This window comes from Streptomyces fructofermentans (genome assembly GCF_014651055.1).
Lineage (GTDB): Bacteria > Actinomycetota > Actinomycetes > Streptomycetales > Streptomycetaceae > Streptomyces > Streptomyces fructofermentans.
This window is the reverse complement of the sequence record NZ_BMWD01000031.1, coordinates 26,016-48,652: the sequence shown is the minus strand read 5'-3', so window position 1 is coordinate 48,652 and position 22,637 is coordinate 26,016. Positions and strand designations below refer to the sequence as shown.

23 protein-coding genes and 1 pseudogene are annotated in these 22,637 nt (G+C 75.3%); 9 read left to right on the top strand and 15 right to left on the bottom strand.

Annotated features, from left to right (window positions below; translation table 11 throughout):
- Positions 1 to 48: 48 nt before the first annotated feature.
- The 3 genes from IE265_RS32165 to IE265_RS32155 form a co-directional block, all read right to left on the bottom strand.
- A complete protein-coding gene (locus IE265_RS32165) occupies positions 49 to 828 on the bottom strand; it encodes an HAD-IIA family hydrolase (RefSeq protein ID WP_190039282.1) in 780 nt (259 codons plus the stop codon).
- A 319-nt stretch (positions 829 to 1,147) separates the two neighbouring features.
- Positions 1,148 to 2,125, bottom strand: coding sequence for a hypothetical protein (locus IE265_RS32160; RefSeq protein WP_190039281.1), 978 nt, complete (start codon positions 2,123 to 2,125; stop codon positions 1,148 to 1,150).
- Between the two features lie 974 nt (positions 2,126 to 3,099).
- The gene (locus tag IE265_RS32155; protein WP_190039280.1) at positions 3,100 to 4,368 is read right to left on the bottom strand and encodes an ROK family transcriptional regulator; all 1,269 of its coding nucleotides are present in this window, start codon (positions 4,366 to 4,368) and stop codon (positions 3,100 to 3,102) included.
- A gap of 85 nt (positions 4,369 to 4,453) precedes the next feature.
- Between IE265_RS32155 and IE265_RS32150 the strand changes: the two genes are divergently transcribed.
- Positions 4,454 to 5,545, top strand: coding sequence for a Gfo/Idh/MocA family oxidoreductase (locus IE265_RS32150; protein ID WP_190039279.1), 1,092 nt, complete (start codon positions 4,454 to 4,456; stop codon positions 5,543 to 5,545).
- On the top strand, positions 5,542 to 6,015 hold the full coding sequence (locus IE265_RS32145; RefSeq protein WP_190039278.1) for a heme-degrading domain-containing protein: 474 nt from the start codon (positions 5,542 to 5,544) through the stop codon (positions 6,013 to 6,015). The genes IE265_RS32150 and IE265_RS32145 overlap by 4 nt, the downstream gene beginning before the upstream one ends.
- Positions 6,016 to 6,213: 198 nt before the next feature.
- Here IE265_RS32145 and IE265_RS32140 read toward each other — a convergent pair whose 3' ends face one another.
- The 4 genes from IE265_RS32140 to IE265_RS32125 all read right to left on the bottom strand — a co-directional run bounded on the left by IE265_RS32140 (position 6,214) and on the right by IE265_RS32125 (position 9,215).
- Complete coding sequence (locus tag IE265_RS32140) at positions 6,214 to 7,071, bottom strand: fumarylacetoacetate hydrolase family protein (RefSeq protein ID WP_190039277.1); 858 nt, start codon at positions 7,069 to 7,071, stop codon at positions 6,214 to 6,216.
- Positions 7,072 to 7,268: 197 nt separating this feature from the next.
- Positions 7,269 to 8,045 (bottom strand): YidC/Oxa1 family membrane protein insertase, encoded by a 777-nt coding sequence (locus IE265_RS32135; protein WP_190039324.1) that lies wholly within the window; start codon positions 8,043 to 8,045, stop codon positions 7,269 to 7,271.
- 137 nt (positions 8,046 to 8,182) lie between these two features.
- Entirely contained in the window at positions 8,183 to 8,491 is a 309-nt protein-coding gene (locus IE265_RS32130; RefSeq protein WP_190039276.1) for a DUF6412 domain-containing protein, read from the bottom strand.
- Between the two features lie 157 nt (positions 8,492 to 8,648).
- Positions 8,649 to 9,215: a winged helix-turn-helix transcriptional regulator gene (locus IE265_RS32125; protein ID WP_190039275.1), complete on the bottom strand. Its 567-nt coding sequence runs from the start codon at positions 9,213 to 9,215 to the stop codon at positions 8,649 to 8,651.
- Positions 9,216 to 9,420: 205 nt separating this feature from the next.
- On the opposite strand from IE265_RS32125, the gene IE265_RS32120 reads away from it, so the two are divergent.
- Positions 9,421 to 10,809: an MFS transporter gene (locus tag IE265_RS32120; protein ID WP_190039274.1), complete on the top strand. Its 1,389-nt coding sequence runs from the start codon at positions 9,421 to 9,423 to the stop codon at positions 10,807 to 10,809.
- 135 nt (positions 10,810 to 10,944) lie between these two features.
- Here IE265_RS32120 and IE265_RS32115 read toward each other — a convergent pair whose 3' ends face one another.
- Positions 10,945 to 11,763, bottom strand: a complete 819-nt coding sequence (locus tag IE265_RS32115) for a class E sortase (protein WP_190039273.1) — start codon at positions 11,761 to 11,763, stop codon at positions 10,945 to 10,947.
- A gap of 294 nt (positions 11,764 to 12,057) precedes the next feature.
- On the opposite strand from IE265_RS32115, the gene IE265_RS32110 reads away from it, so the two are divergent.
- Complete coding sequence (locus tag IE265_RS32110; RefSeq protein ID WP_190039272.1) at positions 12,058 to 13,077, top strand: SEC-C domain-containing protein; 1,020 nt, start codon at positions 12,058 to 12,060, stop codon at positions 13,075 to 13,077.
- Positions 13,078 to 13,148: 71 nt separating this feature from the next.
- The gene (locus tag IE265_RS32105) at positions 13,149 to 13,595 is read left to right on the top strand and encodes a very short patch repair endonuclease (RefSeq protein WP_229916763.1); all 447 of its coding nucleotides are present in this window, start codon (positions 13,149 to 13,151) and stop codon (positions 13,593 to 13,595) included.
- 93 nt (positions 13,596 to 13,688) lie between these two features.
- Here IE265_RS32105 and IE265_RS32100 read toward each other — a convergent pair whose 3' ends face one another.
- Positions 13,689 to 13,961 (bottom strand): DUF1876 domain-containing protein, encoded by a 273-nt coding sequence (locus IE265_RS32100; protein ID WP_190039271.1) that lies wholly within the window; start codon positions 13,959 to 13,961, stop codon positions 13,689 to 13,691.
- Between the two features lie 123 nt (positions 13,962 to 14,084).
- Here IE265_RS32100 and IE265_RS32095 point away from each other — a divergent pair, with 123 nt between their 5' ends.
- Together IE265_RS32095 and IE265_RS32090 are read left to right on the top strand one after the other, a co-directional pair.
- Complete coding sequence (locus tag IE265_RS32095; RefSeq protein ID WP_190039270.1) at positions 14,085 to 14,810, top strand: hypothetical protein; 726 nt, start codon at positions 14,085 to 14,087, stop codon at positions 14,808 to 14,810.
- Between the two features lie 133 nt (positions 14,811 to 14,943).
- A complete protein-coding gene (locus tag IE265_RS32090) occupies positions 14,944 to 15,246 on the top strand; it encodes a hypothetical protein (RefSeq protein ID WP_190039269.1) in 303 nt (100 codons plus the stop codon).
- A 155-nt stretch (positions 15,247 to 15,401) separates the two neighbouring features.
- Here the strand turns inward: IE265_RS32090 and IE265_RS32085 are convergent, their stop codons facing one another.
- Positions 15,402 to 16,355, bottom strand: a complete 954-nt coding sequence (locus IE265_RS32085) for a GlxA family transcriptional regulator (RefSeq protein ID WP_190039268.1) — start codon at positions 16,353 to 16,355, stop codon at positions 15,402 to 15,404.
- Positions 16,356 to 16,573: 218 nt separating this feature from the next.
- On the opposite strand from IE265_RS32085, the gene IE265_RS32080 reads away from it, so the two are divergent.
- Positions 16,574 to 17,200, top strand: a complete 627-nt coding sequence (locus IE265_RS32080) for a protease (protein WP_190039267.1) — start codon at positions 16,574 to 16,576, stop codon at positions 17,198 to 17,200.
- A 6-nt stretch (positions 17,201 to 17,206) separates the two neighbouring features.
- Here the strand turns inward: IE265_RS32080 and IE265_RS32075 are convergent, their stop codons facing one another.
- The 4 genes and pseudogenes from IE265_RS32075 to IE265_RS32065 all read right to left on the bottom strand — a co-directional run bounded on the left by IE265_RS32075 (position 17,207) and on the right by IE265_RS32065 (position 19,984).
- Complete coding sequence (locus IE265_RS32075; RefSeq protein WP_190039266.1) at positions 17,207 to 17,566, bottom strand: VOC family protein; 360 nt, start codon at positions 17,564 to 17,566, stop codon at positions 17,207 to 17,209.
- On the bottom strand, positions 17,563 to 18,045 hold the full coding sequence (locus IE265_RS32070; protein WP_190039265.1) for a hypothetical protein: 483 nt from the start codon (positions 18,043 to 18,045) through the stop codon (positions 17,563 to 17,565). The genes IE265_RS32075 and IE265_RS32070 overlap by 4 nt, the downstream gene beginning before the upstream one ends.
- A 174-nt stretch (positions 18,046 to 18,219) precedes the next feature.
- Positions 18,220 to 18,465 (bottom strand): annotated as a pseudogene (locus IE265_RS38750) (MFS transporter); the annotation flags it as partial.
- A 151-nt stretch (positions 18,466 to 18,616) separates the two neighbouring features.
- On the bottom strand, positions 18,617 to 19,984 hold the full coding sequence (locus tag IE265_RS32065; RefSeq protein ID WP_190039264.1) for a DUF445 domain-containing protein: 1,368 nt from the start codon (positions 19,982 to 19,984) through the stop codon (positions 18,617 to 18,619).
- Between the two features lie 208 nt (positions 19,985 to 20,192).
- Between IE265_RS32065 and IE265_RS32060 the strand changes: the two genes are divergently transcribed.
- Positions 20,193 to 21,515: an SGNH/GDSL hydrolase family protein gene (locus IE265_RS32060; protein WP_190039263.1), complete on the top strand. Its 1,323-nt coding sequence runs from the start codon at positions 20,193 to 20,195 to the stop codon at positions 21,513 to 21,515.
- Between the two features lie 185 nt (positions 21,516 to 21,700).
- Here IE265_RS32060 and IE265_RS32055 read toward each other — a convergent pair whose 3' ends face one another.
- Positions 21,701 to 22,627: a DUF1707 SHOCT-like domain-containing protein gene (locus IE265_RS32055; protein ID WP_190039262.1), complete on the bottom strand. Its 927-nt coding sequence runs from the start codon at positions 22,625 to 22,627 to the stop codon at positions 21,701 to 21,703.
- Between the last annotated feature and the right edge of the window lie 10 nt (positions 22,628 to 22,637).

The window sequence follows — 22,637 nt, the reverse complement described above, 5'->3', positions numbered from 1 at the left end:
CCGACGGGGCGAGGAGGGCCGGACGGGTGACCGGCGGACCGGCGTCGGTCAGATCCGCTCGACGAGGTCCGCGATGGAGTCGACGACCTTCGACGGGCGGTAGGGGTAGTTCTCGATCTCCGCGGGCGTGGTGAGACCGGTGAGGACGAGGAACGTCTGCATGCCCGCCTCCAGGCCGGCCAGCACGTCCGTGTCCATGCGGTCGCCGATCATCGCGCTGGTCTCGGAGTGCGCCCCGATGGCGTTGAGGCCCGTACGCATCATCAGCGGGTTGGGCTTGCCCGCGAAGTACGGCTGCTTGCCGGTCGCCTTGGTGATCAGCGCGGCCACGGCGCCGGTGGCGGGCAGCGGGCCCTCGGCGGACGGGCCGGTCTCGTCCGGGTTCGTGGCGATGAAACGGGCCCCGCCCTTGATCAGTCGGACCGCCTTGGTCATGGCCTCGAAGGAGTACGTGCGGGTCTCGCCCAGCACCACGTAGTCGGGGTCGTGGTCGGTCAGCACGTATCCGATGTCGTGCAGGGCCGTGGTCAGTCCGGCCTCGCCGATGACGTACGCCGTGCCGTCCGGGCGCTGGTCGTCCAGGAACTGGGCGGTGGCGAGCGCCGAGGTCCAGATGTTCTCCACGGGCACGTCCAGGCCCATCCGCCGGAGCCGGGCGTGCAGGTCGCGGGCCGTGTAGATCGAGTTGTTGGTGAGGACCAGGAACGGCCTTCCGGACTCCCTGAGCCTCCGTATGAAGGCGTCGGCGCCGGGAATGGGCACGCCCTCGTGGATGAGCACCCCGTCCATGTCGGTGAGCCACGATTCGATGGGCTTGCGCTCTGCCATGTGCCGTCTCCTGCCGTACGCGAGCTGCGTGAGCCGTGCGGGTGTGCCGGGTGTGGGGCGTGGGGGACGCCGTCACAGCGGTGTGCCGGCGTCCCCAGCGTAGCCATCCGCCCGATCTTGGCGGAGGGGCCTCGCGCGGCCGGGGAGAACGGCGGTCCGCACGGCGGGGTCCGGGAGCCGGGGTCGGGGACGGCGGGGTCCGGGAGCCGGGGTCCGGGACGGCGGGGCCCTGGGAGCCGGGGTCGGGGACGGCAGGGTCCGGGACGGCGGGGTCCGGGACGGCGGGGTCCGGGGCGGGCTCCCGGCCGCGGGCCCGACTTCAGCGTCGGCGGCGGACCAGGCGCAGTACGGCGGCTCCGGCGCCCAGCAGGAGGAGCGCTCCGGCCGTCGCCGCGAGAGCGCTCGGCATCCGCGAGCCCGTCCCGGCCAGTTGCTCGGCCAGGGGGAGCCCGCCGGGCGCGGTGGCGGAGGGGTCCTGGCCGTCCCGCCCGCCGGTCGCTCCCGCGGGGCTCTCCCCCGGCTCCCTCGGCTCCCTCGGCTCCCTCGGCTCCTTCCGCCCCCCGGGGTCCTGCGTCTCGCGTCCGTCGCCGCCGTCCTCGGCCTCTTCCCCGGCCTCTTCCCGGTCCTCGTCCTGGTCGGACCCACGGCTCGTGTCGTGCCCGTCGTGCGTGTCGTCCTGGACGATGCGGAAGCGGTAGTCGCCGGACTGGCCGATCCACTCGCCGTCGTCCTCGTTGCGCTGCACGACGGCGGCCTTGGCCACCACGTCGTTGGCCACCGCGTCCGAGGTGACCGACATCCGCAGCCTGACGGTGAGGGTCTCGCCGGGTCCCACGCTGAAGCCGGGGAACTCGTCCTCCGCGTCGTCGTCGCCGTCACCGCCCTCGGCGGACGCGCCGAGCACACCGACGTTCTCGTCCTGGTCGGTGCGCTCGAAGACGACGGGGCGCGGTCGGTCGCCCACGTAGAACTCCAGTCGCGGCTGCTCCGGCTTCAAGGCCCGTTCGTCGTCCACGAGCACGACGACCGGGTAGACGCTCCGGCAGGTGGAGTCGGTGGTGTTGGTGAGGTCGAGGTACCAGGTCCGGAATCCTCCGCCGGCCTCGTAGGAGGCGGGCCCGCCGTGGATCCGGGTACGGACGGGGAACTTGCGGTTCCCGGGATCGGCGCACGTCGGCCGGCCGGGCCGCTGGTCCGGCGCGGGCGCGGCGAGGGCCTGCGCGGGCGCGGTGGCGAGGACCGGGGTGAGGGCGGCTGCAGCGGTTACGGCAAGGGACACGGGCTTGCTCAGTCGCATGGACACGGGAGCTTGGCACGGGCGCGCGGCGTCCCGGGGTCGACACGCACGGGGTGGTCGCGTTCCGCCCCGGGGTCCGCCCCGACGGCCGACACCGGGGGCTGCGCGGGCGCCCGGCACGGGGTGCGCCCGGGGGACGGTGCCGGGTGCGTCCGCGTGAACGGCGCCGGGGTGCGTCCGGCTGCCGACACCGGGGTCCGTCCGGAGGGGGACCACACCGGGCCCGTTCGGGGCGCGACGGCACCAGGGTGCGTCCGGGGGACGGTGCCGGGGTGCGCACGGGGGACGGCTCCGGGGGTGCGTCCGGCTGCCGACACCGGGGTCCGTCCGAAGGGGGACCACACTGGGTCCGTCCGGGGCGCGACGCCACCAGGGGGTGCCCGGGGGGACGGTGCCGGGGTGCGCACGGGGGACGGCTCCGGAGGTGCGTCGGGCGGCACCCAGGGCTGTACGGGTGGACCGCGTTGGGGCCCGGGGGACGGCCCCACCCGTGCGCCGTACCCGGGTGAGTCCGTGTGTCCGCCCGGCGGGGCCGCCGCCCGGCCCGGTCGAGATGCCGGCGTCCGCCCCGGGGCAGCGGACGGCTCTGTGGCTCGGCCCGCCCGTCGCCACGGGACCCGGCCGGCGGTACGGCACGAGGGCGCGTCCCGCTGCCGTACCGCCGGGTGTGTCCAGGTGTCCGAGGCCCGCGGCGGGCCCACCTCCGACCCGGCCCCACCCGGCGCCCGCGCCGCCGACCGACAGCCACGTGAGTGCCGGCGCCCCCTGCCCGGAGGCCCACTGCCCCGGCCGGACCCGGCGTCAGCCGGGCCGCGGAGGCCGGTCGGACCGGGACGCGGCCGGGAACCCGGGCCGGGCCGGGGACCGTCCGCCCGTCCGCCCGACCGTCCGCCCACCCGGGCTCCCGCCCGGACGCGGGGCCGGACGCGGGGCCGGGCCCCGGGGGCCGCACGACCGGAGCGCGTCGGCCGGGGTCAGCCCTCCGCGCGGCCGAAGAGCGGGGCGAGCAGCAGCTGTGCCGCGCCCTCCGCCACCGCCCGGGCGCCGCCGGACGCGACCCGTACGGGTACGGGACTGCTCACGCCCTCGCGTTCGGCGAGCGCGTCCAGGACGGCACCGACACCGCGGACGAACCGCGCCGGGTCCGCGTCGACCGTGCGCCCGCCGAGCAGGACGAGGTCGATGTCGAGGAGCCCGACGAGGTTCGCGGCCCCCTCGCCGAGTACGCGCGCCGCCTCGTCGACGTCGCCCCGGGCCACCGCCGTGAGGCACAGCGCCTCGATGCAGCCCCGGTTGCCGCACGAGCAGGACGGCCCGTCGAGCTGTATGACCTGGTGCCCGAACTCGCCGGCCCCGGTACGGGCCCCCCGGTGCACGGCGCCGCCCAGCACGAGTCCGGCACCCAGACCCGTACCGAGGTGGAGGTACGCGAAGGCGCCGGCCTCGCCGCCGACCGCGAGGCCGAGGGCCGCCGCGTTCGTGTCCTTGTCCAGGACGACGGGCACCCCGAGGCGGCGCGCCAGCGCGTTCCGCAGCGGGAAGCCGTCCCACTCGGGGAACCCGGTGACCCGGTGGAGCACCCCGTGGGTGTGGTCGAGGGGCCCGGGCATCGCCACACCGACGCCGAGCACGGCCGGCCCCGGCCCGGGACCCGCGTACTCGGGCGAGGGTGAGGGCGCGGGCGCGGACGGAGGCACGGGCGGACGGGCATCCGGCACGGGGCCGGTCCCGGCGCCGTCCGTACGGCCCTCGCTCCCGCCCGGTTCCACCGCGTCCACGCCGGAACCCCCGCGGGGTCCGGCGCCCGCGCCGGCCACCAGCCGCCGCACCTCGGCCTCGACCACGTCGAGCACCGCGTCCGACCCGGCCCCCAGGTCGAGCCCCGTGCGCCCCTCCCCCACGACGGCTCCCGTGAGGTCGACGAGCACCGCCCGCAGTTCGTCCCGGTCGAGTTGGAGTCCCACCGCGTGGCCGGCCTCCGGCACGAGCCGCAGCACCGTGCGCGGCTTGCCGCCGGTCGAGGCCTGCCGCCCCGCCTCGGTCACCAGGCCGTCCTCCCGCAGACGCGCGGTGATCTTGCTGACGGCCTGCGGTGTCAGCCCCGTGCGCTCCGCGAGTTCGAGTCGGCTCACCCCCGCCCGCCCCGCCCGCCGCAGCAGTTCGAGCAGCAGCGCGGCATTGTGGCTGCGCAGCGCGACCAGGTTCACCCCGCTCGCACCGCCCCCGGCCCCGATCCCAGCCACTCAGATCCCCTTCGCGTCGCCGACGTCCAGCTTCCCATTGTCCCCTCTGCTTGCACTTTCGCAACAGCGTTGCTTAAGTGGAGGCATGACTGGCACAGGCTCTGGCACCCCTCTCCGCGTGGCCCTCGTCGGCTACGGCCTCGCGGGTTCCCTCTTCCACGCACCGCTGATCGCGGCCACCGAGGGGCTCGCCCTCGACACCGTCGTCACGACGAACCCGGACCGGCAGCAGCAGGCCCGCGACGAGTTCCCGGACGTCCGGATCGCGGCGACCGCCGACGAGTTGTGGCCGCGCGCCGACGAGCTGGACCTGATCGTCATCGCGTCCCCGAACAAGACGCACGTACCGATCGCGACGGCCGCCCTCCGGGCAGGCCTGCCGGTCGTCGTCGACAAGCCGATCGCCGGCACCGCCGCCGAGGCCCGCGAGCTGGCGGCCCTGGCCGAGGAGCGCGGACTGCTCCTGTCCGTCTTCCAGAACCGCCGCTGGGACAACGACTTCCTGACCCTGCGCAAGCTGATCGCCGACGGCGAGCTCGGTGACGTGCAGCGCTTCGAGTCCCGGTTCGAGCGCTGGCGCCCGCAGCTCAAGGGCGGCTGGCGCGAGTCCGGCGACCCGGCGGAGATCGGCGGTCTGCTGTACGACCTCGGCAGCCACCTGGTCGACCAGGCCCTGGTCCTCTTCGGCCCCGCGGCCACGGTGTACGCCGAGTCGGACGCGCGGCGCCCCGGCGCCGAGACCGACGACGACACGTTCATCGCGATCACGCACGCGAGCGGCGTCCGCTCCCACCTCTACGTCTCCGCGACGACCGCCCAGCTCGGTCCGCGCTTCCGGACGCTGGGCTCGAAGGCCGGATACGTGAAGTACGGCCTCGACCCGCAGGAGAGCGCGCTGCGCGACGGCGAACGCCCGGTCGCCGGCGGCGAGAAGGACTGGGGCGTCGAGCCCGAGGAGCTGTGGGGCCGCATCGGCTCCGGCGAGTCCCCCCTGACCGGCGGCGGCACCCCGGTGCCGTCCGTGCCGGGCACCTACCCCGCGTACTACGCGGCCGTCGCCGCCGCCGTGCGCGGCACCGGCGAGAACCCGGTCACCGCGCTGGAGGCCGCCGCCGCCCTGGACGTCCTGGAAGCCGCGCGCCGTTCGGCCCGCGAGAACGTGACGGTGACCCTGTGACCACCACCGCCCCCACCGCCGCCGAGCTGGAGGAGCAGGAGCGCCGCCTGACGCTCCGCCGGTTCACGTACGAGGACGCGTGGACCCTCGGCACGTACCTCGTCGAGAAGGCCCGTGAGAGCGGCGCGCCCGTCGCCGTCGACATCCGCCGCGGGGGACGACAGCTCTTCCGCGCGGCCCTGCCCGGCTCCACCGCCGACAACGACGCGTGGATCGACCGCAAGCGCCGCGTCGTGGAGCGCTACGAGGCCTCGTCGCTGCTCGTCGGCACCCGCTTCCGCGACAAGGGCACGACGTTCGAGGAATCGTCCCGCCTGGACCCGGACGTGTACGCGGCCCACGGCGGCGCCTTCCCCCTCGCCGTCGAGGGTGCCGGCGTGGTCGGCACCGTGGTGGTGTCCGGACTGCCGCAGCTGGAGGACCACGCGATGGTGGTGGAGGCCCTGGAGCGCCTCGTCGCCGGACAGTGACCGCGAACGCCGGGGGCCGGGCCGCCTCGCGGGCGGCCCGGCCCCCGGTGCGCACACGCGCCCGGCCCCCGGCGCCCTCGCGTGGACCCGGCCCCCGGCGCCCTCGCGTGGACCCGGCCCCCGGCGCCCTCGCGAGGGCCCGGCCGCCGGCGCCCTCGCGAGGGCCCGGCCGCCGGCGCCCTCGCGAGGGCCCGGCGCTCAGGCGTCCTTGAACTCCTGGCGCTGACGGCCCAGGCCCTCGACCTCCAGCTCGACCACGTCGCCCGCCCGCAGGAACGGCTTGGGCTCCGGCCGGCCGAGCGCCACGCCCGCCGGTGTGCCGGTGTTGACGACGTCGCCCGGGTACAGGGTCATGAACTGGCTGACGTACCGCACGACCTCGGCGACCGGGAAGATCTGGTCCGCGGTGGAGCCGTCCTGCTTCAGCTCCCCGTTGACCCACAGCTTCAGCGCGAGGGCCTGCGGGTCGGGCACCTCGTCCGCCGTCACGAGCCACGGCCCGAGCGGGTTGAACGTCTCGCAGTTCTTCCCCTTGTCCCAGGTGCCGCCCCGCTCGATCTGGAACTCGCGCTCGGAGACGTCGTGCGCCACGGCGTAGCCGGCGACGTGCGCGAGCGCCTCCTCGTGCGAGCCGAGGTAGCGGGCCGTGCGGCCGATGACGACCGCCAGCTCGACCTCCCAGTCCGTCTTGCGCGAGCCCCGGGGCACCAGCACCGTGTCGTGCGGTCCGACGACCGTGTCGGCCGCCTTGAGGAAGACCACCGGCTCGGAGGGCGGCTCGGCCCCGGTCTCCCTGGCGTGGTCGTGGTAGTTGAGGCCGATGCAGACGACCTTGCCGATCCGGGCGATCGGCGGGCCGACGCGCAGTCCCGTGGCGTCCAGCGCGGGCAGTTCCCCGGCCTCGGCGGCGGTCCGGATCCGGCCGAGCGCGGCGTCGTCGGCCAGCAGTGCCCCGTCGATGTCGGCCACGACGCCCGTCAGGTCCCGCAGGACGCCCTCGGCGTCGAGCAGCGCGGGGCGCTCCGCCCCGGCCGTTCCGACTCGCAGCAGCTTCATGATCGCAATCTCCCTTGATCGGGGGCAGTCCGCCGACGGGTGCAGCCGTCGGAGGACTGTTCGATCGTCCAAGTTCGGCGTCCAGTCCGCAAGACCCCGTTCACGGACCGGACCACGGGAGGACGCTGCGCCGGGAGGCCGGGACCCAGGGGGCGAGACTCCGGGACCGCAGGGCCGCCTCCCTCCGGCGGGAGCCGTCAGCCGAGCACGACGGTCGCCGGGGCCGCCCCCGGCATGTCCCGGTAGAGCACCGCGCGCTCCACGGCGCTCCAGGTCGTGGAGGTCACCACGTACAGCGCGGCCGCCAGGGGCACCACCGCCACGGTGACGAGGGTGAAGAACGACATCAGCGGCATGAACCGGGTGATCGCGCCCATCCCCGGCACCTGCGGGCCCTCCCCGCCGCCCGCGGCGCCCCGCGGACCCGCGGCGCTCGCCGCGCTCGCAGCCATCATCCGCTTCGTACGCCGGTAGTTGAAGGTGGCGACGACCGCGACGACCGCGAACAGCGCCGCGTACACGAGCCCCTGCGGCCCGAACGGCCCGCCGTCGGCGAGCGCGTCGGCCCAGCGCCCGCCGAGCGGCGCCGCGAGGAGCGTGTGGGCGAGCAGGGAGTTCGCCCCGCCGCCGATCTCCGCGTTGGAGAACAGGTGGTAGAGGAGGAAGAAGGCCGGGAGCTGGAAGAGGCTCGGCAGGCAGCCCGAGAGCGGCGACACCTTCTCCCGCGCGTGCAGTTCCAGCACGGCCTTCTGGAGCTTCTCCGGGTTCTTGCCGTGCTTCCTGCGCAGCTCGGCGATGCGCGGCTGGAGCGCGGCCCGTGCCCGCTGCCCGCGCGCCGAGGCCCGCGACAGGGGGTGCACGAGGAGGCGTACGAACGCGGTGAACAGGACGATCGCGGCAGCCGCGGCGGAGTCGTGGAACACCGGTCGGACCAGGTCCGCGAGCCCCTCCACGAGGCTCGCGAAGACGGACATGAAGTCGGACAGGACAGCGGACATGGATGAGCCCTCCGTGGGTCTCGTCGTGCCGGGAGATGACGTGCGTCGGCATGACGACCCGCGAGGGGACGGGAGAGGTGCTGCTGCTGGAGTCGCCGCTGCGCGGCGGTCCCCTACGCGGCCGTCGGGAGGGGACGGCCGGGTGCCCGGGGGCGCCTGCGCCCCTTGGCGTCGGGATCGCGCTGCGGCAGGAACGCCGTGCGGCGCTCCCGGTCGCGGATGGCCGTACGGACTCTCGTACGGGGCACGGCGGGGGCGAGGCGCGAGGCGATGACCGAGCAGGCGGAGAGCGCCGATCCGGCGGCGGCGGTCGCGGCGAAGGCGACGGCGCCCGCGAGGCTGCCCGCGTCGAGCAGCGCCACTTCCAGGAGGAGCACGAGCAGCACGGCGGTGGGCTTCAGCTGCGCCCAGGTCCGTGTCACCGGCCGTCCTCCCCTTCCTCCGTGTCGCCGCTTCCGACTGCCGCTCCGCGGTGCCTCCGGGCGCCCTCGGGACCTCCCGTGCGCCCGTCCGGCGCCGCGTCGGCGCCGTCCCGGGCGTGCCCGGGCTTCCGCGTCCGAGCCTCCCGGCCTCCTGCCGTTATACAGGACGCCCCTCGGCCGGATCGCTTCCGACGGGGTGGTCCGCCTCGACCACGAGGGGCTGGAGCAGCCGCCTCGGCGCGAGCAGCGCCCGGCTCACCGGGTCCTCCGGCGACAGGTCGAGTCCCGGTCCCGGTGTCATCTCGATGTCGCCCAGGGGGACGACGGTTCCGCAGGAGGGGCATTCGCCGTACGGGCCGAGTTCCGTGCCGCAGGGCGCGTGCCGGAAGTGGCGCAGTTGCCGCTCCGTGAAATGCACGCGCCCCCACAGCGCGAGCGAGCGCACGGTGGGCCACAGCGCCTGGCCGCGCTCGGTGAGGACGTACTCGTCGCGCGGCGGCGACTCCTGGTACCGGTGCCTGGCCAGGACTCCTGCCCCGGTGAGCGTCCGGAGGCGGGCGGCGAGCACGGCACGGGGGATGCCCAGGTGGACGAGGAAGTCGTTGTAGCGCCGCACGCCGTAGAACGCGTCGCGGATGACCAGCAGCGTCCACCGCTCGCCGATGATCTCCAGCGCGCGGGCCATCGAGCACTCCTGCGCGGCGTAGTCCTTGCCCAGAGCCATGGGACCCACTGTAGCCACTTCCCGAACCTGGGTTCATTCACTGAACCCGTGATGCTACGGTCGGTGCGGCCAGGTCGGTTCGTTCATTGAACTCGCGTCGGGTCGACGCCGGGCCCCAGCCGGCGCCGACCCATTCCGCCGCACCTCACCGCACCTCGCCGCACCTCATCCCGGAATCCAGCCGCTCGCTCCGAAGGGGCAGCCCATGACACCCCCCGACGTCACGACGCCCGCCGCGCGGCAGGCCGTGCCGCCCGCGCCCGTGCGCCCCGGCGCCACGCTCGCCGTCACCAGCGCGGCGACCGCCGTGGCCCTGATGACGTACACCGCGCCGATGGTCACGCTCCCCGCCACCGCCGCCTCCCTGCACACCCCGCTCTCCGCCCAGGCCTGGCTGCTCAACGGCACACCGCTCGGCCTCGCCGCACTGCTGCTGGTCGCGGGCAGCCTCGCCGACGACCACGGCCGCCGCCGGGTCTTCCTCGGCGGCACCCTCGCGCTCGGGCTGACCACCGCACTGGGCGCCCTGGCCTCCTCGACCTGGCTGTTCACCCTGTCCCGCATCGCGCAGGGCGCGGCGAGCGCGGCGGTGCTGGCCAGCAGTCTGGGCCTGCTCGTGCACGCGTACCCGACCGCAGCCGGACGCGTCCGCGCCACCGGCGTCTGGGGCGCCTTCGTCAGCGGCGGCATAGCGACCGGCCCTCTGGTCGCGGGCGCGCTCGCCACCTGGGACTGGCGGGCCGCCTACGCCGTCCTGGGCGCGGCCGCCCTGCTCGTCGCACTGCTCGGGACCCGTACGCTCTCGGAGTCCCGCGCCCCGCGCGGCGGACGCCCCGACATCGCGGGCGCGCTCACCTTCGGCGCGGCCCTGGTCTCGCTGGTGGCCGCCCTCACCCTGGGGCGCGACGGCTGGCTGCGCGCGCCGGTGGGCCTGCTGGTCGCCGCGGCCGCGCTGCTGGTCCTCGTGTTCGTCCTCGTCGAACGCCGTGCCGCGACCCCCATGATCGATCCGGGCCTGCTGCGCCGCGCGCCCTTCCTGGCCTCGTCCGCCGGCGGTCTCTTCACGGGACTCGCGGTGATCGGCCTGTTCAGCTTCCTGCCCGCGATCCTCCAGCAGTCGCTGGGCATGTCCGCGATGAACACGGCGTGGCTGTTCCTCCTGTGGTCCGGCCTCTCCTTCGCCGTCGCACTCCAGGCGCGGCGGCTGGCCGGCCGGGTCTCCCCCCGCCACCAGCTCGCCCTCGGTTTCGCCCTGCACGCGGCCGGGGTCCTCGCGATGCTCGGGGCGATCGGCGCCGGCTCCTGGACGCGGCTCCTGCCCGGCCTGGTCGTGGCGGGCGTCGGCAGCGGCCTGCTGAACGCGGCCCTGCCGCTGGTCGCCGTCGAGTCGGTGCCCGCGGCGCGCGCCGCGATGGGCTCGGGCGCCAACCAGACGTTCCGGTACATCGGTTCGTGCGCGGGGGTCGCCCTCACCATCGCGATCGTCACCTCGTCGGACACGCCCGCCCGGGGCACGGACCTGGCACTGGCCGTCTCGGCGGGTCTGGCGGCGGCGGGCGCGCTGGGGATGCTGGTGTTCCGCGAGCGGGCGTGAGCCGAGGCGCGGCGCGGCGGGACGGCCCCCGGACCGGTCCCGCCTTCCCGGGGCGGGGCGTCCGGGACCGGTCCGCCCCGGGAAGGCGGGACCGGGCGGGCCGGCCGGCGCACCCGGGACGGGTCACCGGGGCGCTCAGGACGTGTCCGGCCGCGGACGCGTGGCGGCGAGCCTCGCCCAGACCACGAGGCGGTACGCGGAGCTGTACTCCGGGGTGCAGGTGGTGAGCGTGAGGTAGTGGCCGGGCGCTCCGTAGCCGTACCCCGGGTGGACGGCGCTGCGGGGCACGGGCCCGATCACCCCGGTGTCCCCGGGCGAGGTGCGGGGCAGGGTGCGGTCGACGACGTACGTGTGGACGGCCGAGCGGGTCTCGACCCTCAGCTCGTCGCCCCTGCGGAGCCGGTCGATGTGCCGGAAGGGCTCGCCGTGGGTGTTCCGGTGCCCGGCGAGGGCGAAGTTGCCCGCGGCGCCCGGCCGGGCGGTGCCCGGGTAGTGCCCGGCGTACCCCTTGTTGAGGACGTCCGGCTTCCCGACGCCCTCCGCCACGGGGACGCGGACGGAGAGGCGGGGGATCGTGAGGACGGCGTAGGCCCGGTCCCGGCCGGGCGTCGCGGCGGGGTCCGGGACCGCGGTGCCGGCGCGGTCGCCGCTCCCCCCGCCGCCGGTGCCGCCGGTGCCGTCGGCGCCCTCGGTGCCCGGGCCGGTCCCCGGAAGGACCTCCGCGAGGGGGTCGCGGGTCCCCGGGGGGTCCTGTCCGTCCCACTGCCGCTCCAGGGCCCGGACCTCCCGTTCGGCGCCCTCCCTGGCCTGCCGGTTGGTCCACCACAGTTGATGGACCACCAGCAGGAGGAGTACGACGCCGACGGTGACGAGAGCCTCGGCGCCGGTCCGCAGCACCCGGGCCCAGCGGGCACGCCGCCGCCGGGCGCGCTGGTGCACGACGGGGACCCGCATGCGTACGCCTCCTTCCGAGCGGGAGCGGCGGCCCGCGACCGTGCCGCCGGGCAGCGGAGCGGCCGGGGTCGGAGGGCCGCACGATAAGGGCTGCCCCCTGAGGACACCATCCCTGTGCCCGCCTCGAACGGGGCAGGACGCGGGCGCGGAGGCACGGGATGCGGCGCGGAACCGGGGGTCACGGCGGCGCGGGACGGGCGGGTGCGGCGCGGTACCGGCCGCTCACGGCCACGATCTCCCCGCTGGCCTGCAGATACCTCTCCTCTGTCGGCCGTCGGCAGTACGGTGTCACCCATGCGCCCCGACACGTCTGCCGAGTACGTCGACCACAACGCCGAAGCAGCACGCCTCGAACGGACAGCCGGCCTCTATCCCGAGGACGCCGAGCACCTGCTGCTGCAGGCCGCGGCCCACCTCGAACTCGCCGACGACCGCCCCCGTGCCTCCACCCTCTACGACCGCCTGCTCGCCGGCGGCACGCCCTTGGAGAACCCCTTCCTGGTACGGGCGTTGAAGGCGGCGAACCTCTGGGAGTACGGCCACGAGGCGGAGGCACGGGCGATCATCGAGGGCGTCCGCGCGGGCGCGCCCCGCGACCCCGCGCCCTGGGTGATCGTGGCCGAGGCACTGGAGTCCCACGACGAACTGGAGTCCGCCCAGGCGGCGTTCACCGAGGGCGCGGTCCTCCTGCTGACGGACGTGGCCGAACCCCCCTACGCCACACGCCCGCTCGTCATCGGCCGCCACCGGGTGCGCCGCATGCTGGGCCTGCCCCACGACGACTGGGACACCCTGGCGGACACGCTCCACTCGTCCCCCGTCTCCCTCGACGAGCTCCACGACCCGAAGCGCGTGTGGTCGCTCGGCTCCGAGGACCCGGCGGAGCTGCGCGCCGAGATCTCCCGGCTGCGCGCGGAGCTGGGCTCCTACCGCGAGGCCCTGTCCAGGCCCTTCCCGGTGGCGGTCCTGCACTGGCCGGCCGACGAGCTCACGGAACTCCTCGCGGCGTACCCGTCCCTGTCCGCGGAGTACCCGTCCCACGGCGAGCACCTCGCGACGATAGAGGCCTCCCTGGCCGAACTGGCCGCCTCGGGAACCCCGAACCTGGGCATCGTCACGGGCACGGTCCCGTCGTACGAGGCGTTCTCCGCGTCGGAGGGCGCGTCCCCCACCGACGCCTCGCTCCTCCCCCAGTACGCGACCACGCTCGCGGCCCGCGGTCTCGCGGTGGCCTGGCCGCCGCAGCGGGGCTCGGCGTGCTGGTGCGGGTCGGGGCGGGTCTACGAGGAGTGCCACGGGGACGCGTCGGCCTGAGGGGGCGCGGGGGCGGGGCGCCGCCCCCACCCCGCCTGAGCGCGCACGGTCCGGTCCGGTCCGCCGGCACAATGCCTCTCGTGCCTGATGCCATCCCCTCCTCGGCCGCGGTGTCCGCCCGCATGAGCCGCCAGGGCTCCCGTGACACGGCTCCCGAGCTGGCGGTCCGCCGTCTGCTGCACGCGGCCGGCCGGCGCTACCGGGTGAACGTCCCGGTGCCCGGCATGCCCCGCCGCACCATCGACATCGTCTTCGGCAGGGCCAGGGTCGCGGTCTTCATGGACGGGTGCTTCTGGCACGGCTGCCCGACGCACGCGACACGGCCGAGGGCCAACGCCGAGTGGTGGCGGGCGAAGCTGGACAGGAACATCGCCCGTGACCGCGAGACGACCGAGCACCTGCGGGCCGCGGGGTGGACCGTCCTGCGGTTCTGGGAGCACGAGCCGGCCGAGGACGTCGCCCGCCGCATCACCGCCGCCGTGAGCCCGCCCGCCGGGCGGCCCGGCGTCGACCCGTGACGTCCTCCGCCGAAGCGGGACTCGCTTGAGCAGGCGCGGACGCGGTACGGCACGACCCTTGCGGCGCCCTACGGCCGGTGGCGTCCGCCTCCGTCACGCCAGCGGATGCGACCGCCTTCCCGAGGCCTCGTCGATCTCGTCGTGGGCCTTGGTCAGGAGCGTCATCGCCAGTTCGTTGAGGGCTCGGGCTCCGGCCACCTCCTCGCCCACCCGGGGCTGGTTCGAATCGGAGGGGTGGCGGCTGGCGTAGCCGTGGGCCCTGACCTCGCTCCCGTCGGGGAGCCGTACGAGGGCGGCCGCACGCGTGCGGTGCTCGTCCTCCTCGAATTCCAGTTCCACATGCCATCCGACAGTGGTCTTCATCATCACGATCACCTCCGGAAGTGCTCATTCCAGAGTGCGCCTGTTCCGGTGCCGTCGCACACCTTCCGGGCCCCGGAGGAAGGATCACCCTCGACCCGCCCGCCCGCTTCGGAGATCATCGGGCCCATGGGAGAGGTGGCGGGTGCGGCCGGGGACGGTACCCCTTCGTGGGACGAGCGACTGGGCTGGGCGTACGGGCTGATATCGGACGACCCCGACGAACGGGCGGCCGCGCTCCGGCGCCTGGACTCCGGACGGAAGGTCGCCGACGAGGCGCAGGCCCGGGCCAGTGACGCCTGGCACGCCGCGAGGGCCCTGGGCCTGGACTCCGCGGCGCACTGGCGCGAGCCCGGCTTCCGGCGCGCACGCGAGGAGTGCGACCGGCTCAAGGCCCTCGTGCTGCCGGACGCCTTGTGGGACGGCGGGCGGCGGGGCGACGGGGGCACGGCCGCGTGGGCGGGGCTGCCGTACGCGCTGCTCTTCCTGGAGTGGGAGGCCCGCTACCCGGCGGAGTGGACCCTGCACGCCAAGGCCTGGGGGACCAAGGAGGCACTCGTACGCGACCTGGCCGCGCCGTCCGTGGTGCGGGACCCGCTGGTCAGGGACAAGCTGATCGACCTGATCGAGATCGTCGTCAAGCGCGCCCACCGCTGCAAGGACCGCGTGTACGTGAGCGCCGCCCGGGCCGTCGACGGGGACGACCTGCGCGGGCGCCTCGACCGCGCCCGGCGGTCCGATGACCCGTGGGCCCGGCTGCACGCCGGCTATGTGCTGTGGCTCCTCGACCGCCCCGAACTGCCGAACACGCGCCACGTCTGGCGCACCTGGCTGGCCATGGACACCGCGCCCTGACCCGCACGACCGCGCCCCGGGCGGGCGTCGCGAGGGTGCCGGCGCCAGGGTGGTGCGCGGGCGTCCGCACGCGCGCGTTAGCCTCGGTCGGATCGGCGAACGCAGCGCCGGAACACAGCACCGGGAGGCAGTGATGGCGAAGGTACCGGCCGCGGCGGTGGCCGCCGGCGGGCTCATCGGCGGGTACGGGGTCGCCCGTTGGACCAGGAAGCGCCAGCTCGGCGGTGTGGTGCTCGCCGTGGCGGGCGCCACGGCCGCGAACCAGTGGCGGCAGCAGGCGGGCGGACTGGCCGCCGGCGCGCTGACCGCCACGTACGTCGCCGCCTTCGCCGGGTCCCACCCGCTCGCCAAGAAGGTCGGGGCGTGGCCCGCGGTCTTCGGCGTGGCCGGAGCCGTGGCCCTGGCGTCGTGGGCGGTCGCCGACCGGCGCGGCTGACAGCGCGCCCGGGTCGGTCCGCGCGACTCTCCGCGGCGGGCACCCCGGAGGGCCCCTGGACGCCCGTGGGGACCGCCGGGTACCACCGGCCGCGGAACCACGCCTGCCGCGGAACCCCGGCCGCCGGAGCGCCATCGAACCCCCGAGGGCAGGTCCTAGGCCGCCGGGGCTCCCCGGAACGCCTTCCGGTAGGCCTGCGGGCTCGTCCCGACCACCCTCCTGAACCGGTCCCGGAAGGCCGTCGGCGAGCCGAACCCCGCCTGGGCCGCGATGCGTTCCACGGAATGGGACGTGGACTCCAGGAGGTGCTGCGCCCGGCGCACCCGCGCCCGGTGCAGCCACTGCAGCGGGGTCGTACCGGTCTGCTCGCGGAAACGGCGGTTGAGGGTACGGGCGCTGGTGCCCGCCCGGGCGGCGATGTCCTCCAGCGTCAGATCGCGCCCGGCGTTCTCCTCCAGCCAGACCAGCAGGGGCTCCATCGTCGCGCCGACCGGGGCCGGGGGCTGGGCGTGGACGATGAACTGGGCCTGCCCGCCCTCCCGTTCGAGGGGCATGACGCACATCCGGGCCGCGTGCGCGGCGACCGCCGAGCCGTAGTCCCTGCGGATCATGTGCAGACACATGTCCATCGCCGCGGCGGCGCCGGCCGAGGTGAGGAACTGGCCGTTGTCGACGTAGAGGACGTTCGGGTCGACGCTCACCGCGGGGTGCAGTGCCGCCAGGTCGGCCGCGGCGATCCAGTGCGTGGTGGCCCGGCGCCCGTCCAGCAGCCCGGTGGCGGCGAGGAGGAACGCGCCGACGCAGATCGAGGCGATCCGGGTGCCGCTCGCGGCGGCCGAGCGCAGGGCCTCGGCCACACCGGGCGGCAACGGGAGGGTCGGCTCGGCCGTCCCCGGCACGATGATCGTGTCCGCCTCGGCCAGCGCCTCCAGGCCGTGCGGCGCCCGCACGGTGAACGCGCCCGCCGCCACCTCGCCGGCCACCGAGCAGACCTTGATCCGGTAGGGCGCCCGGCCGTCCGGCAGCCGTGCCCAGCCGAAGGTGTCGATCGGGGCGGAGAGGTCGAACGGGATGACCTGGTCGAGCGCCAGTACGGCCACGGTGTGCATGGCGAAAGACTAGGCAGGCCACGGGTTCCCGCCAACCCGTACGGCCCGGTCCTGCCCGTTCCTGCCGGGGCGGGCGGGGTGCGGCGGCGGCGTGTCGGCCGCGTGTCGAGGGGGTGCGGGGGGTTGCGGGGGTGTCTGCGGGGCCGTGGCGAGAATCCGTTGAACCCTGGCAGTAGCGCCACTTCCGCGAGGTCCCGCCCGCCGCCTACGGTCCCCGGGTGACCAAGTTTCTCCTCGCCCTCCACGTCCTCGTCGCGATCGTCGCCATCGGGCCCGTCACGGTGGCGGCCAGCATGTTCCCGCCCGCGGCGCGCCGCGCCCTGGCCGATCCGGGAGACCCACGGGCCGCGGAGACCGTGCGCCTGCTGCACCGGATCTGCCGGGTCTACGCGGGCATCGGCGTCGGTGTGCCCGTGCTCGGGTTCGCCACGGCCCAGAGCATGGGCGTCCTCGGCGACGCCTGGCTCATCGTGTCGATCGTGCTGACCACGTGCGCGGCCGCGGTACTCCTGGCGCTGGTCCTGCCGCGTCAGGAGGCGCTTCTCGACGCGGTCGACGGCGCGGGGCCCGGAGCCGCCTCGCACGCCGGCACGGCCGCAGGCGGCCCGGACGCCCCCACCGCCACCGCCGTCCCGGGCACAGGCGCAGCCACCGACACGGCCGCCCCGGACACGCGCACCGCCACCGGCACAGCGGGCTCGATGGACTCGCCGGACACCGCGGCCGTCGCCGCCGGTCCCCGGGCCACCGTCCGGCTCGCCATGTTCACCGGGATCTTCAACCTGCTCTGGGCGACGGTCACGGTCCTCATGATCGTCCGCCCGGGTTCCACGACGGGTGCCTGACCCGCCTCACGGCCGGTGCCCGAGCACGTTCACCACCCGCCCGTTCGGGTCCCGCACGAAGAAGCGCCGTACGCCCCACTCCTCGTCCCGCAGCTCGCGCAGGATCTCGGCGCCCGACGCGACCACGTCCGCGTACACGGCGTCGACGTCCTCCACCTCGACGCTCAGGTCGGGGACGACGGGGGCGGTGCGCTCCTCGGTGAGGAAGCTGATCTGGGCCGTGGGGTTCGACGGGGAGGCCAGGGTCATCACCCAGCCCTGGTGCATGACCTCCTCGAGGCCCATCAGCCCGTAGAAGTCACGGCTGCGGGCCATCGACTCGGCGGAGTCGGCGTGGATGTCGGGGACCACTCTGCGGACACTCACGGGGCTCCACACTCCTCACGGACGGCGGTGTACGTCAGCCCGTCCACCGGCTCCCCCGCATCCTGCCTGAACCGCCGCGCCACCGAGGTGGCGACGAGCACGCCCGCCCCGACCACGAGCGTGGCGAAGGCCCATGCCAGCGGCCACAGCGCCGCGTCGGGCGGCTCCGGGTGCCGGTGGAAGGCGGCGTACATGAGCGTGGCCGGCGGTCCCGCCACCAGCAGGAGGGGCCAGGCGAGCGCGTCGCGGCGGCCGAAGTACACCGCCAGCAGGAGCAGGCAGACGGCCAGGACCACCACGCCCGCGACGGACACCGGGGGCGGCGCGGCACTCGTGCCGGACGACGCGGGACGGGTGCGCAGATCTCCGGGAACGCAGAGGAGGTACGCCGCCGAGGACAGGGCGGCGCCCAGCAGGCGGGTCAGCCAGCGTTCCGTCCAGGGACGCTTCGACAGAGGGCCCAGCAGCTTCTCGGTCATGGGAACGAGAGTTCCGTGTCCGCACACCCGCCCGACAGAGTACGGATACTCAGTTCCCGCGGTCGGCGCTCCCGGAAGCCTCGCCCTTTGAGCCCACCCCACCGCACCCACCGCGCCCACCGCGCCCACCGCGCCCGGGGTGCCCGGGGTGCCCGGGGTGCCCGGGGTACCCGGGGCGCCAGGGATGCCCTTCGCACCCGGGGCGGCCTTCGGGTCCGCCGCGCCCGGGGCGACCGTGGAGAGGGGGGCCGCGATGTCCTCCAGCGAGCGCTGCTCCGCCCGCACCGCGAGGAACGCCGCGACCAGCCCCGCCGCGCACATCGGCGCCGCGCCGATCCGGAAGGCGAGCGCCGTGTCGCCGACCCGGCCGGTGCCGGTCAGCTCCGCGAGGATGAGCGGGCCGCTGCTTCCGCCGGCCGCGGGGTCCGGCCGTCCGGCCCCCCGCCACGCCCGTCCGGCCCTCGCGGCAGGACGGCCGGCACCGCCACGCGGGCGCACCGTACCGCCGCACGGCCGGATGGCACCGCCGTGCGTCCGGGCCGGCCCGGACGCCCCGCCCGTCCGGGCCGGCTCAGCCGCCCAGCGCCCGCGAGACCGTGTGGATCGCCAGGCCCGCGAGCGAGCCGACCACCGTGCCGTTGATCCGGATGAACTGCAGGTCACGCCCGATGTGGGCCTCGATCTTCCGGGAGGTGTGCTCGGCGTCCCAGCCCGCGACCGTGTCCGTGATGAGGGAGGTGATCTCGTCGCGGTAGGTCGTCACGACGTACACCGCGGCGCCCTCCACCCAGCCGTCGATCTTGGCCTGCAGCTTCGGGTCCGTCGCCGTCCGCGCGCCGAGCGAGAGCAGGGAGGCGCGCACGCGCAGCCGCAGTTCGCTCAGCTCGTCCTCGGCGGCGGCCACGATCATCTGCCGTACGGAGGACCAGGCGGAGGCGATCAGGTCCTGGACCTCGCCGCGGCCGAGGACCTCGCGCTTGAGGTTCTCCACGCGGGCGCGGGTGTCCGTGTCCGACTGGAGGTCGGAGGCGAAGTCGGTGAGGAAGCGGTCGAGGGCGCCCCTGGCCGGATGCCCGGGCATGTCGCGCATCTCGGTGACGAAGCGCAGCAGTTCCTTGTAGACCCGTTCGCCGACCCGCTTGTCGACGAACCGCGGGGTCCAGCCCGGGGCGCCGCCCTGCACGGCGTCCATCACCTGGTCGTTGTGGAGGACGAGCCAGTCGTGGGCGCGTACGCAGACCAGGTCGACGACCCTGCGGTGGCCGCCGTCCGCGACGACCCTCTCCAGCATCTTGCCGATGCCGGGGGCGATCTCCTGGGCGTCGGCCCGCCGGTTGATGGCCTCGCCCACGACGGCCTGGACGTCGGAGTCGCGCAGCACGGCGAGGGCTCCCCGCAGCGCGGTCGCCAGTTCGGCCGTCACCCGGTCGGCGTGCTCCGGACGGGCGAGCCACGCGCCGAGCCGGCTGCCGATGCCGACCGAGCGCAGCCGCTGCCGCACCACCGCCCCGGAGAGGAAGTTCTCCCCGACGAACTCGCCCAGGGAGACGCCTAGCTGGTCCTTCTTGGTCGGGATGATCGCCGTGTGCGGGATCGGCAGGCCGAGCGGGCGGCGGAACAGCGCGGTGACGGCGAACCAGTCGGCGAGCGCGCCGACCATGCCCGCCTCGGCGGCCGCCGCGACGTACCCCGTCCACGCGCCCGCGCCGGAGTTGCCCGCCCATGTGGCGAGCACGTAGACGACGGCGACCGCCAGCAGCAGGCCGGTGGCCGTGAGCTTCATCCTGCGGACGCCGCGGAACTTCTCCTCGTCGGCCGCGCTGAACGCGCCCATCGCCCGGTTGCCCGGGGCGCGGCCGGCCGCCGTGGGGTTGGCCACACCTCCGGGCCGGGCATGCCTGCCCCCGGGGTCGGTTTCGTCCTCTTTCGTGCGTTCCATCCACTCCACCCGTTCCCAGTCCCCCATACCCATTGTCCCAACCTGACCGACTCCTGGAACGGAACAGGAGTTCCCGGCGTCTGTACCCGCGGGGGAGATCTGTGGGGGCAATGGCGGTCCTGTCGGCCTCCTTCCGTGTCATGCCCCATCATGGGGTGATCACATCGGAGCCCCCGTGCTCCCCGCTGCCCTAGGAGACACGCACCGCATGACCAAGCGTCACGGTTATGCCTTGCTGGCCGCGCTCGTCGCCGTCGTCGTGGTCATCTCAGCCGCCATATACCTCGGCGTCGCCGCGGACGAGGGCGGCGACCGGCGCAACACGGTCGCCGGCGGCCGCGGCCAGCACAACCCGGCGGCCCCCGCCTCCGCGGGCACCTGGGTGGGCGCCTGGTCGGCGTCCCCGGCCGGAGCCGAACCGGGTACGGAGGAGAACGGCATGGCGGGCCGCTCGGTCCGCAACGTGGTCCACACGGGTGTCGGAGGCACCGCGGCCCGCGTCACCCTGTCGAACCTCTACGGGCAGCAGCCGCTCAGCGTCACGCACGCCTCGATCGCCGTGGCGGCCACCGCCAACAGCGCGGCCGCGGCCGGGGGCACCATGCGCCGCCTCACGTTCGGCGGCCGGACCTCGGTGGTCGTGCCCGCGGGCCGGCAGGTGACGAGCGACGCCGTGCGCCTGGCGATCCCGCACGACACGGACGTGCTGGTGACGACGTACTCGCCGATTCCGTCGGGACCGGTCACCTTCCACCCGCAGGCGCGCCAGATCTCGTACACGGCGGAGGGCGACCGTACGGAGGACCCCACCGGCACCCCGTACACCGGGCAGACGCCGTACTGGCGCTACCTGACCGCGGTGGACGTGCTGAGCAACGAGTCGGTCGGCTCGGTCGTCGTGATCGGCGACTCGCTCACCGACGGCGTGACCTCGACCGTCGGCGAGAACCGGCGCTGGACCGACGTCCTCTCCGACCGGCTGCGCGACAGCCGCGACGGGCCGCGCTACAGCGTGGTCAACCAGGGCATCAGCGGCAACCGCGTCCTGTCCAGCGGGCTCGGGCGCCCCGCGGAGAACCCGAGCGGCCTGATCCGCTTCGGCCGTGACGTGCTCGGCCGCACCAACGTCAAGGCGGTCGTGGTCGTCCTCGGCGTCAACGACATCCTCCGCACGCCGAACCAGACGGACCCGGACAGGATCGTCGCCGGGCTGCGCGAGCTGACGCGGCAGGCGCACGCCCGGGGGCTGCGGGTCGTGGGCGCCACCCTGATGCCCTTCCAGGGCCATCGCGGCTACCGCCCCCACCTGGAGGACACCCGCCAGGCCGTCAACGCCCGCATCCGCTCGGGGCGGGTCTACGACGCCTACGTCGACTTCGACGAGGCGCTGCGCGATCCGTACAACCCGCGGCGGCTGCGCTCGCACTACGACTCCGGCGACCATCTGCACCCGAGCGACCAGGGCTACGAGCGGATGGCGGAGGTCTTCGACCTGGACTCCCTGAAGGGGGCGGCTCCGGCGGAGCTGTGACGCGCCGTCGGGAGGGAGGGGCGGGGAACCGGCGGGCCCGGGTCCGCGCCCCGGACGACCCGGTCACCCGGTCGTCCCGTCACTCAGCCACCCGGCCACCTCGGGACCGGTAGCGGCCCGGCACGGGAGCGCATCCGGCGGCGGGCGCTTGCTCGGCGGCCCGGGCGGGGACCGGCCGAAAGGGCTCAGTCGCGGTCGCGGCGCTCCTCGCGGCGGTCCTGCCGCGCCCGGCGGCGCTCCTCGCGGTCGTCGCCGCGGCGCTCGTGGAGTTCCTCGTGCCGCCCGCTGTGCGTGTCCCGGTGCCCCTCCATGGCGGCCCGGTGGATCGAGCGGGCCTCCTCCAGGGAGTCGTCCAGGTCGTCCCTGGCACCGGAGCCCGCTCCCAGTTCCTGCCGGCGGGCGGCCCTGCGCTCCAGCCGCTCCCGGCGGCGGTCCTCCTTCTCCAGGCGGCGCTCCTCCTTCTGGCGCAGCCGCTCGGCCCTGGTCACCTTGCGCTCGACGCCGACGCCGCCCCAGAAGGCGAAGCCGGTCACGACGACGCGCGGGGCGCCCGGGTCGCCCGGGACGCCCTCCTCGCGGTGGTCGAAGCCGCCCATCAGACCGAAGCCGCGGACGACGACCTCGACACCGGGCGGCACGACCACGCTCATGCCGCCCATGATCGCGACGCAGTTGACGACGACCTCGCCGGCGGCGAAGTCTGCCTCGCGCAGGTCGATGACGCCGCCACCCCAGAAGGCGAACGCGTTGAAGCGGCGGGGCGCGGTCCAGCGCCCCTTGCGCTCGAACCCCGACATGACGGCGATGCCCCACTGGGACGTCCCGTCGCCCCCGCCGACGATCCGGTCCGCCCAACCCCGGCCGCCGTCGGGGCGCTTGACCATCGACACCGCAGGCGAGGGCGCGCTCACACCCGGCGCGGGCAGGTCGCGGGTGATGGGTTCCAGGGCCTTGTAGGTACGCGCCGCGTAGGTCGCCTCCAGCCGCTCCTCGAACTCCTCCATGTCGAGACGCCCCTCCGCGAGGGCGTCCCTCAGGACTTCGGCGACCTGTTCGCGGTCGGCGTCGGAGGCGCGCAGTTCGGGGAGTCCACCGGGGAGTTCGTCCGTCATGGACAGCAGC

Excerpts from the sequence above, each read along its gene's own strand:
- IE265_RS32165 (WP_190039282.1), bottom strand. The coding sequence starts at position 828 with ATGGCAGAGCGCAAGCCCATCGAATCGTGGCTCACCGACATGGACGGG.
- IE265_RS32160 (WP_190039281.1), bottom strand. The coding sequence starts at position 2,125 with ATGCGACTGAGCAAGCCCGTGTCCCTTGCCGTAACCGCTGCAGCCGCC.
- IE265_RS32150 (WP_190039279.1), top strand. The coding sequence starts at position 4,454 with ATGACTGGCACAGGCTCTGGCACCCCTCTCCGCGTGGCCCTCGTCGGC.
- IE265_RS32140 (WP_190039277.1), bottom strand. The coding sequence starts at position 7,071 with ATGAAGCTGCTGCGAGTCGGAACGGCCGGGGCGGAGCGCCCCGCGCTG.
- IE265_RS32135 (WP_190039324.1), bottom strand. The coding sequence starts at position 8,045 with ATGTCCGTCTTCGCGAGCCTCGTGGAGGGGCTCGCGGACCTGGTCCGA.
- IE265_RS32125 (WP_190039275.1), bottom strand. The coding sequence starts at position 9,215 with ATGGCTCTGGGCAAGGACTACGCCGCGCAGGAGTGCTCGATGGCCCGC.
- IE265_RS32120 (WP_190039274.1), top strand. The coding sequence starts at position 9,421 with ATGACACCCCCCGACGTCACGACGCCCGCCGCGCGGCAGGCCGTGCCG.
- IE265_RS32115 (WP_190039273.1), bottom strand. The coding sequence starts at position 11,763 with ATGCGGGTCCCCGTCGTGCACCAGCGCGCCCGGCGGCGGCGTGCCCGC.
- IE265_RS32110 (WP_190039272.1), top strand. The coding sequence starts at position 12,058 with ATGCGCCCCGACACGTCTGCCGAGTACGTCGACCACAACGCCGAAGCA.
- IE265_RS32105 (WP_229916763.1), top strand. The coding sequence starts at position 13,149 with ATGCCTCTCGTGCCTGATGCCATCCCCTCCTCGGCCGCGGTGTCCGCC.
- IE265_RS32100 (WP_190039271.1), bottom strand. The coding sequence starts at position 13,961 with ATGATGAAGACCACTGTCGGATGGCATGTGGAACTGGAATTCGAGGAG.
- IE265_RS32095 (WP_190039270.1), top strand. The coding sequence starts at position 14,085 with ATGGGAGAGGTGGCGGGTGCGGCCGGGGACGGTACCCCTTCGTGGGAC.
- IE265_RS32090 (WP_190039269.1), top strand. The coding sequence starts at position 14,944 with ATGGCGAAGGTACCGGCCGCGGCGGTGGCCGCCGGCGGGCTCATCGGC.
- IE265_RS32085 (WP_190039268.1), bottom strand. The coding sequence starts at position 16,355 with ATGCACACCGTGGCCGTACTGGCGCTCGACCAGGTCATCCCGTTCGAC.
- IE265_RS32070 (WP_190039265.1), bottom strand. The coding sequence starts at position 18,045 with ATGACCGAGAAGCTGCTGGGCCCTCTGTCGAAGCGTCCCTGGACGGAA.
- IE265_RS32065 (WP_190039264.1), bottom strand. The coding sequence starts at position 19,984 with ATGGAACGCACGAAAGAGGACGAAACCGACCCCGGGGGCAGGCATGCC.
- IE265_RS32060 (WP_190039263.1), top strand. The coding sequence starts at position 20,193 with ATGACCAAGCGTCACGGTTATGCCTTGCTGGCCGCGCTCGTCGCCGTC.
- IE265_RS32055 (WP_190039262.1), bottom strand. The coding sequence starts at position 22,627 with ATGACGGACGAACTCCCCGGTGGACTCCCCGAACTGCGCGCCTCCGAC.